General features: G+C 67.0%; 7 protein-coding genes. 6 read left to right on the plus strand and 1 reads right to left on the minus strand.

Annotated elements, in window-relative coordinates:
- Positions 1 to 448 precede the first annotated feature (448 nt).
- The 5 genes from ACFWU5_RS23075 to ACFWU5_RS23095 all read left to right on the plus strand — a co-directional run bounded on the left by ACFWU5_RS23075 (position 449) and on the right by ACFWU5_RS23095 (position 6,399).
- A complete protein-coding gene (locus tag ACFWU5_RS23075) occupies positions 449 to 3,310 on the plus strand; it encodes an ATP-binding protein (protein ID WP_379268752.1) in 2,862 nt (953 codons plus the stop codon).
- A gap of 91 nt (positions 3,311 to 3,401) precedes the next feature.
- The gene (locus tag ACFWU5_RS23080; protein WP_379268754.1) at positions 3,402 to 3,797 is read left to right on the plus strand and encodes a nuclear transport factor 2 family protein; all 396 of its coding nucleotides are present in this window, start codon (positions 3,402 to 3,404) and stop codon (positions 3,795 to 3,797) included.
- Complete coding sequence (locus tag ACFWU5_RS23085) at positions 3,794 to 4,255, plus strand: SRPBCC family protein (protein ID WP_379268755.1); 462 nt, start codon at positions 3,794 to 3,796, stop codon at positions 4,253 to 4,255. Before ACFWU5_RS23080 ends, ACFWU5_RS23085 begins: the two co-directional genes overlap by 4 nt.
- 608 nt (positions 4,256 to 4,863) lie before the next feature.
- Positions 4,864 to 5,388, plus strand: coding sequence for a hypothetical protein (locus tag ACFWU5_RS23090; protein ID WP_379268757.1), 525 nt, complete (start codon positions 4,864 to 4,866; stop codon positions 5,386 to 5,388).
- Positions 5,389 to 6,216: 828 nt separating this feature from the next.
- The gene (locus tag ACFWU5_RS23095) at positions 6,217 to 6,399 is read left to right on the plus strand and encodes a hypothetical protein (RefSeq protein WP_379268759.1); all 183 of its coding nucleotides are present in this window, start codon (positions 6,217 to 6,219) and stop codon (positions 6,397 to 6,399) included.
- 206 nt (positions 6,400 to 6,605) lie between these two features.
- Here ACFWU5_RS23095 and ACFWU5_RS23100 read toward each other — a convergent pair whose 3' ends face one another.
- Entirely contained in the window at positions 6,606 to 7,187 is a 582-nt protein-coding gene (locus ACFWU5_RS23100) for a WD40 repeat domain-containing protein (RefSeq protein ID WP_379268761.1), read from the minus strand.
- An 837-nt stretch (positions 7,188 to 8,024) separates the two neighbouring features.
- On the opposite strand from ACFWU5_RS23100, the gene ACFWU5_RS23105 reads away from it, so the two are divergent.
- Positions 8,025 to 8,909 carry a linear amide C-N hydrolase gene (locus ACFWU5_RS23105; protein ID WP_379268763.1) on the plus strand — a complete coding sequence of 295 codons (885 nt, stop codon included), beginning with the start codon at positions 8,025 to 8,027 and terminating at the stop codon, positions 8,907 to 8,909.
- The last annotated feature ends 48 nt before the right edge of the window (positions 8,910 to 8,957 follow it).

Raw genomic sequence — 8,957 nt, forward strand, 5'->3', positions numbered from 1 at the left:
ATGCACCTGGGCGGCTGTACCCGGGATCATTGGGCGGTGCATCGTGGCCCCTTGTAGTCGAGTGTGGAACCCTCACGCGACCATTCGGCTGAGGTGTCGGACCGGGCAAGGTCGTTCCAGCCTCCAAGAAGCTGGGCCCACACTCCGCGGCGATGTTCTCGCACGCGTCGAGAAGTTGTTCGAACCGCTCACCAGCGCACGGTCCGGGGCGGACGGCACCGAACTTCACCAGGCAGACATCGTCGCAGGCTTCTGGCCCTCCGCCGAGATGGCACACCCGACATGCCGTCTATGACCTGCACAGTGTCACCCTGACTTCAGTCCAACTGGGCTTCACAGAACTGGCTCACCTTCAGCGCAAGACTCTCCGCATCGGCTGTCAACGATCCGTGCGGGTGTCGTCGGCGAACTGGCGGGTCCTCGGCCTGGATTCGGTTAGGCTTTCGACGTGCTGTTCCTGCGGGCACTGGGGTCGATCACGGTCGAGGTGGACGGCTGCGTCCTGGATCTGGGCGGCCCGGTGCCGCGGCGGTTTCTTGCGGCCTTGTCGATGGCGGTCGGCACCGGGGTCTCTGATGCGGTCCTCGCCGAGCTGGTGTGGGGTGAAGACCAGCCGCGGCAGGCGTCGGGGACGCTGCGGGTTGTCGCCTCGCGGTTGCGTTCGGCGTTCGGTCCCACCGCGCGAGAGCTGTTGCAGCGCAGCGGGTCCGGGTATCTGCTCGCGGTGCCGCCGGAGCAGACCGATCACGGCCGGTTCACCGGCCTGACTACCGACGGGGTGCGCCTGCAGACCGCCGGTGACCCCGTGTCGGCTGCGCGATTGCTGAGCGAGGCGCTCGCGCTGTGGCGGGGTGAGCCGTGGCCGGAGCTGGATCAGGGTCTTACCCCGGTCGCGGAACGAAACCGGCTGGTGGAGTTGCATGAGGTCGCGGTCGAGGAGCTTGCGGCTGCCCGGCTGGCGTGCGGCGATACCACGACGGCGGTGGCCGACCTGAGTGAGGCGGTGACCGCCGCACCGTTTCGTGAGCGACGTTGGGAGCTGCTGGCGTTGGGGCTGTATCGCAGCGGTCGTCAAGTCCAGGCACTGGCCGAACTGCGGCGTGTGCGCGAGCTGTTGGTCGAGGACCTGGGTGTGGAACCCGGGCCTGCGTTGCGGATGCTCGAGCGCCGGATGCTCGACCACGATCCCGGCCTGCTGGTGGAATCGCCTCGCGTGCAGTCGGTTTCCCGGCCTGGACAGCGGCCGCCGCGGCGGCGGCCGCTGTCCAGGTTCCTCGGCCGCGATCACGACATGGGGGTGTTGAGCGAGCTGCTCGCCAACGAGCGCATGGTGTGCGTGGTGGGTCCCGCCGGTGTCGGCAAGACCCGGCTGGCGATCGAGCACTGCACAGCGGCCGGCGCACCGGTCGACTGGTGGTTCGTGCGCCTGGGTGATGTGAACGACGGCGACGCCGCGGTGACCGCGATCGCGACCGCGCTGTCGCTGGTCCAGTACTCCGGTGATCCGCTTCCTCTGGTGTGCCGTGCGCTGACGATGCAACCCGGGCTGCTGGTGCTCGACAACTGCGAGCACCTGGTCGAGCCGGTGGCGCACCTCGTGGTGAGGTTGCTTGCCGCCTGCCCGGAACTGCGCATCCTGGCCACCAGCAGACAGCCGCTGGGCGTCGATGGCGAGCATGTGCTGACTCTCGAACCGCTGCCGGTGGTCAACGGCGACGACGGCGCTGCGGTGCGCCTGCTGTTCGATCGGGTGCGGGCGGGCCGTCCGGGATGGCATCCCAGCGCGGGCGACCGGGCTGCCGCGCACGATATCTGCGCGATGTTGGATGGACTTCCGTTGGCCATCGAGCTGGCCGCCGCGCGGGAGCGAGCGTTCGGGTTGGCGGGGATCGCCGCCCATATCCGCGACCGGCGCGATGTGCTCGGCTCCACGCCGCGCGGATCGCTGTCGCGGCACGCCACTCTGCAGGCGGCCCTGGGATGGAGCATCGACAACCTCGGCGTGACCGATCGGGCCGTGCTGGTGCGGCTGTGGCCGTTCGAGGGCGGATTCACCTGGCAGGCGGCTGCGGCCACGCAACCCCACGACCTGGGCGCGGGCGTGCTTGCCACGCTGGCGTCGCTGGTCGACCGGTCGGTGGTCACCATCGATCGCACCGCGTCCGGCACCCGGTATCGCCTGCTGGAAACCATCCGCGGCTACTGCCGCGACGTCGATACCCACCCGCAGGCGACCCTGGCCGCCCATGCGCGGTGGGCGCGTACGTTCGTTGCCGAGAAGTCGGTGTTGCTGACCGGGCATCAGGCCGGAGGGGCCTATCGGGCGCTGGCTGCGGAGCTGCCGAACCTCCGCGCCGGCATCGGCTACGATCTCGCGCACCATCCGGCCGCAGCGCTGCGCACGGTGGCGGCGCTGCAGTTCGCGTGGAGCGTGCTCGGCAGCGTGGCAGTCGGTCGCGCCCTCATCCGCGCCGCGCTGGATGCCGCGACCGACGCAACCTCCGCCGAGCAGGCGTTCGGGCTGCTCGGCTTGTCGATCGTGTCGTTCCACGCCGGCGACGCCGACGAAGCGCTGGAGTGCGCCGATGCCGCCATGGCCTTGCTCGGCGGGCCGGCCGACGAGCGTGAACTGTGGCTGCACGCATTGATGTACCGGGCGCTGGCGCTCACCGCGCTCGGCGACCCGCCGACCGCACGGATAGCGGTCGATGAGCTCGTGGCCGAGGTCGACCGGCTATCCACGCCGGATTGGATCCGCGGCTGCGCGCAGTTCGGGCAGGGAACGGTATCGCTGCTGGAAGGTCGCCGCAGCGAGGCCCTGCGCTGGCTGCGGGCGGCGCGAGAGCTCAGCGCCGACTGCGGTCACCTGTGGTGCGAAGGCATGGCCGATGTGGTGCTGGCCTGGGCGATCCTGGCCGACCCGGACGACACCGACGGCGCCACCGAAGCCCTCATCGCCATCGATCGTGCGCTGGCCGTCTTCGCCCGGCAGTCGAACATCTCCGACGCGCTGGGCGCCGTGTACGCCGCAACCTATGCCCTGCTCGTGCGGGGTGCTCCGGACCAGGCGATCCGGCTGCGCGCGGCAGCGCTGCACCACTCCGCCCGCGTCGGCGCCGACCCGCGCCGCTACGCACAGTTCGCCCACCCCGCTGTCGTCGCGCGGATGGATCGGCTGCTGGCCACCGAGTTGCGCTCAGACGAACAGCAGACCGGTCGCGAGATGAGCTGGACGGCCGTCATCGAGCTGGTCGGTACGGTCACGCGCACTGATCGACCCGAGCTCGGCGCGGGAACGCAGCCGCTGTAGCAGGACTGAAACACCGCCGCGCGATAGTCGGCTAGAGCCGCCAACCGGCCGCTCGGACCGTCTCCGCCGATGCCATCGGGAGGGCCGAACCATGTCTCATTCCAACCTCGATCTCATTGCACGGGTTTACCGGGCCTTCGACGACCGGGATTTCAGCGTGATCCCCCGCGTTTTCGATCCCGAGATCGAGATCAACCAGGCCGCCGAACTGCCCTGGGGCGGGCACCATCACGGCCACGAGGGCGCAGTCGAGTTCTTCACCACCCTGCTGGCCCACATCGACAGCAAGGTGACCTGCGAGCACCTGTTCGCCGCCGGCGAGGCCGTGGTACAGAGCGGACGCACCTCGGGTACCACCCGAACCGGAGCGACCGCTTTCGACGTCCCCGAGGTGCACGTCTGGAGCCTGCGCGGGGACCGGGTAGTTGGTTTCGACGCCTACGTCGATACGCCCGCCATGCTGACCGCGCTGGAGGCCGGGCGATGACCGTCTTCGAACTTTCCGCAGAGACCACCGTCGACCGGCCCGCCCCGCAGGTCTGGGCGGTACTTGCCGACTACGCCAACGACACGTCTTGGCGCACCGGGGTGGTGGCGATGACCGCCGACCCGCCCGGCATCGTCACCCCCGGGGCCCGCACCACCGAGCAGCTCCGGTTCGCCGGGCGTACTTGGCACAACCTCGGCGAGGTCACCACCGTCACACCCGGTGCCCGGATGACCTGGCGCACCGTCGCCGGTGCCGATGCCGAGGGCGCCCGCACGGTGACCGCGCGATCACCCAACCACTGCTTGGTTCGCCTCGACTTGTGCATCACACCGCACGGCATGCAACGGCCGTTCGGGCGGCTGCTGGCGCGGATGCTGCAACGCAACCTCGCCCGCGACGTCACGGCATTGCGCGAGCTGATCGAAGCCACGCCGCTGCCGCGGCAGACGGTGTAGGCCGCATATTCGTTAGTCGTCGCGGCGCTCATATCCAGGACATTACGACCCAACCCAGCACGTCACATCCGACAGACGACACGGTCGGTGATCGGGTCCACGTTCCGTTCGGTCTTCGCAACGCTCATGCCCCAACGCTAGGACTGGCTGTAGGCACGCCGCCTCGGGCGAAGGTCCCATACACCGGCCCGGCCTTAATGGGCGAAACACCCACACTGGCCGCGTAGCCGGGCGATCGAATACAGCCATCGCATCAGGTCCGTCGTGCCTCAAAAAGGTGACGTCTCCGAGCCTCTGACCAGCGGGTTTATAAATGTGATGTGAATCACATTTATGGGTTTTGATGGGTGCTGTTGCTTGTATATCGCTCTGAGCTGCGAAAACGGCTTCTTGGGGAATCTGGAGTGACGCCCCGCTTCGCGGGTTCGTTTCGACGGAATCTGCTAGCGTCAAACGAAATTGGTTCCTGGCCCTGGTGCTCCTGCATCGGGGCTTTCCTGGTTTTTATGCCTGATTCCGAAACCCGGATGCCGTCGCCCGGCCGTCGGCGACGTGGTGGACACCGCGGCCGCGGAGTAGTTCCGCCTGCCGTGTCCAGTGCACCTCCCATGGAGGAGGCACCTTCAACTGATGTTCAGATCATCAGGCATGTCAGCGATCCGATATCCCCGCAAGGGGACTCGTCGCCGATGACGCCGCGGATCAGTCAGGTGCCATACAGTGTGATCGACGTGTTCGATCGACAGCTGACGCGAGCGACCAACGCTGAGACCCACTCCTATTACACGAACTTGCTCGACTACTCGCTGAGCACGCTCAAGGTTGCGCGGTCGACCGTGGTCATGCTGGTCTTGGCGGCTGGCGCGGCTTTCGTCGTGTTCGCGGCGGGTATTGCGGCTGCCGTTTACCTCGCCGGTATGCCGTTGCATATGGCGGTAGGCGTCGGGGTCTTGAGTGGCAGCGCCAGCACGGTACTTGGGGCAATCACCCTCGGCCGCTACGCAGTGATGGCGTTGGGCCGCATCAAGTCCCTCACCGCTGGCAATGAGAAGACCGCTCCGCACGAACCGGCGAACCCTCCCACGGCCGGAGAGTCGGCGAGCCATGCATCCGCCGGCGAATCGACGTCGTGAAGGTGCCGGTCTGCTGCATCCAGATGCCGGACAGCAAGGTTGTGCCCAGAACCGTTGCGATCACCGCAACTTCGGCGCCGACGGTGCCCCGTCCGAAGGTGAGCGTTCCGATCGTGGCACCGATCAGCATTCCGAAGCCAGCACTCGCAGCGCCTATAACGAGGCGCCACGCCACCGTATGAGATGCCAGGTGCGTGTCCGAACTCCGCATCTTGAGCACCATACGCTGTCGCGCCTTGGAGTTGGGCATCCATTATCCCGCATGGCTAGGCAGCTATATCCCGAGGTGCAAGTCCTGTGGGGTGCTGGGGCTCGATCTGGGCTACCAGTCGCCTCCGTAGCCGAGATCGTCCATGGTGGCGCTGAATTTGACTGTGCCGCAACAAGATCAACAGCAGTCGGTGTCGGTGGGTGCTGTCATGCTGCATGGCTATGGCAGTCCACAAAGTACGTGCACACATGCGAAACGGGCGACGTGTCCGCGCTCACGAGCGCAGGTCGCGAGGTTCTTCCCCGTTGGGGTTTCTCGTCGTCGCCGCAGCCGCGGTCTTCGGCGCCATCGCGCTGCTAGCCGGCGGGGGTGAGGACCGCCCTACCGAGGTCCACCCGTCCAGGCCCGGACAAGCCGGGGTGGTGGCTCCCGCGTCGGCGGAGCCGGAGCCGCAGACTCCGATCGGCGGGAGTGGTCAGTGCTTCCCGTTCCAGGCAGGGTGCTGACCAACCCCGCCTATCGGTCGTGGTGGTCATCGCGGGTTGGCCAGCATGGACTTGTCGGACTGCACGCGTAGCGTTCACCGGATTTGTTCTTTCAACACAGGAGGATTGAACATGGCGGAGTTCCGCATCAATGACGGCGTCCCGGGATCGAAGACCGTGGAGGCGCATCACTTCGAGGAGAAGGACTCGTTGGTCATCTTCTTCAGCACCGACGCGTCGAGGCTCGCGGGGCAGGTCTACGCAATGCCTGTCAGTCAGGTGATCTCGATCGAGCGGGTTGAATCGACGGCGTAGCAGCCCTGAATCCGGGTTCTGGCCGCCGATAAGACCGGCTTATCGGCGGCCAGGTTGGTGTTGCCTAGGCGACTGCAACACGGAGGCGTTGGCGGGACCCGGCGGCATACCCGCTGATCGGGTCGGCTTCCTAATGGGATATGACCCGACCTGCCAGCCAAGCGGACCCGGCGAATCGGGGCCGGTCAGCGAGATCTCTGACTCAGTCAGTGCCTCGCCGCTTCGGCGACACTGATCGTCGCCACTCCGTCAGTGCCCAGGGCGATGGCAAACACGGTCAGTCCGAGCGCACAAAGATCTTCGACCCGTGCGCCCACGTCGATACTCAGTTTGCAAGACCACGAACGAGTATCGCTCAGGGCCCACAACCGCACCGTGCGATCGTCGCTGCCGGAGGCCAGCAGGGTCCGCCCATCGGGCAACGCCACCGCCGTCACCGCTGTCACCCCGCGGGTGTGGCCGGTCAAGGGAGTCCCGAGCGGGTGGCCGGTGACCGGGTCCCACAACCGCACCGTGCCATCTTCGCTGCCAGAGGCCAGCAGGGTCCGCCCATCGGGCAACGCCACTGCCGTCACCGCCGTCACCCAGCTGGTGTGGCCGGTCAAGGGTGGCCCGTGCGGGTGGCCGGTGACCGGGTCCCACAACCGCACCGTGCCATCGGTTCCACCAGAAGCGAGCAGGGTCCGCCCATCAGGAAACGCCACCGCCGCCACCGCCGCCACCCCTCCGGTGTGGCCGGTCAAGGGCGGCCCGTGCGGGTGGCCGGTGACCGGGTCCCACAACCGCACCGTGTGATCGTGGCTGCCGGTGGCGAGACGTCGTCGTCATGGATGTCGTGGTCGGAGGCGAGTGCGCGCGCGAGCACGACCCACAGGCCACCTTGGTCGGGAACTCCGCGCCCGCGTGCGAACGCGAGAGCCCACAACAGCGGCAGATGACTTCGATGTTTGGTGGCCAAACGTTCGACCGCGACGGAGAACACATGCTGGTGATCGTGGCCGAGGAGGGCGTCCCAGTTCGCGGGCAGGTGCCAGCGCTCGTCGGCGAGAACCTCATGCACAGCCAAGCGAGCGAACAGAAATTGGCGGCGCCGTGCGCGGACCGCGCGGGCGAACGCCGCGATGTCGAGTGTCGTTGGGGCCACATCGTCCGCGCGGTGCAGTCGCCGTATGACGTAGCGTTCGATCGCGTCGTCGTCGCGGTCGACCGATATCAGGCCAGTCAGTTGACCGAGCGCGTCGAGCAGGTCGACGTCGGTGGCGGGGTGATCGGGGCCTTCGCTGGTACTGCTCCTGGTCCCGACCAGTAACCGGACGTTGGGTTGCTCGGCGAGGCTGCGCAGGATGACCCTGGCCACTGTCAATGGCTCGACCGCTTCATCGAGCGCGTCGATGACGATGGTCGTCAGTGGGCGCTTGCCGAGTTGAACGCGCAGCCAGCTGGTCGATTCATGCACAGACCCACTCGGTGGCTGGCCTGCACCGATTCCCTCGGCGATGCGAGCGAGGACTTCCTCGGGCGTTGTTCCTGTGAGATGGAGGACGAGGTCGAAAACCGCATCGGGTGGGCGTTGCTCGTCGGGGACATCGACGAGCTATCTGGTTCCGCCCGCTCCCGGCGACTACGTGTCGGTCCGCGCGCTGACAGTGCGCGGCACCGACACCGACATCGGTGCGGACCTCGCGACACTGAGCCGCAGTGACTTCGGCACGGTGCTAGCTCCCTACGCGAGTCCGATCTACGGCCAGGCGCGGCAGGCCTACTTCGAGAAGAACTATCCGACGATGGCAGCGCGGGCCCGAGGGGTGGCCCAAACCTTTGGTGTCGCACAGGATTACGACTGCTCGGTCCTGGGATTTGACCTGCCCGCACCGCCACCCGGCTGCACGGTGGTGTGGTTTCCCGCCGCGCTGACCACCACCGGCCGACCGATGTTCGGCCGCAACCTCGACTGGTTCGCGGGAACAATCAGCAGCCAACACGGACTACCGCCCACCCCGGGTGAACACGGTTCGTGCAGTCGGTCGGTGCTGACCACCACGGTCCCGCAGTCCGGTCGCACGGTCGCTCAACTGGGCTGCCACGATCTGTTGAGTCCCGGCATGGACGGGGTCAACGACGCCGGTCTGATGATCGTCGCGCTGGTCGATCACAGCGACCGCGGCAATATCGGCGCGGGCACCGCCGGTGGTTACAGCAACGGCGTGAGCGCGATGCAATTGCCCGGCTGTGTGCTCAATTCCGCGAGCACGGTCGACGAAGCGAAGTCGGTCATTCTGCAACAGTCGCTGTTCTGTCCCGGCACGACGAACCTGCACTGGTTCATCACCGACGAATCCGGTGCGGCGACAGTGTTGGAAATCGACGGCGATTCCCGTCAATACAGATTTGTCGACGCGGTACCGGGCCAGCCGTTCATCGTGACCAATCATGCGCTGCACCGCTATCCGACCATCGACACATTGAGCCTTTTTCATCCTGCCGCTGAACCACGTTGCCCCGCAGGCTGATTGGCGCTCACTCGGCGTGCGAACTGGCGAAGCCCCTGGTAAGAGAGC

Origin of the sequence: Nocardia sp. NPDC058640 (assembly GCF_042716995.1) — a bacterium.
Taxonomy (GTDB): domain Bacteria; phylum Actinomycetota; class Actinomycetes; order Mycobacteriales; family Mycobacteriaceae; genus Nocardia.

What these genes read in the sequence shown, in the direction of transcription:
- ACFWU5_RS23080 (WP_379268754.1), top strand. Translation starts at nt 3,402, where the DNA reads ATGTCTCATTCCAACCTCGATCTCATTGCACGGGTTTACCGGGCCTTC.
- ACFWU5_RS23085 (WP_379268755.1), top strand. Translation starts at nt 3,794, where the DNA reads ATGACCGTCTTCGAACTTTCCGCAGAGACCACCGTCGACCGGCCCGCC.
- ACFWU5_RS23090 (WP_379268757.1), top strand. Translation starts at nt 4,864, where the DNA reads ATGGAGGAGGCACCTTCAACTGATGTTCAGATCATCAGGCATGTCAGC.
- ACFWU5_RS23095 (WP_379268759.1), top strand. Translation starts at nt 6,217, where the DNA reads ATGGCGGAGTTCCGCATCAATGACGGCGTCCCGGGATCGAAGACCGTG.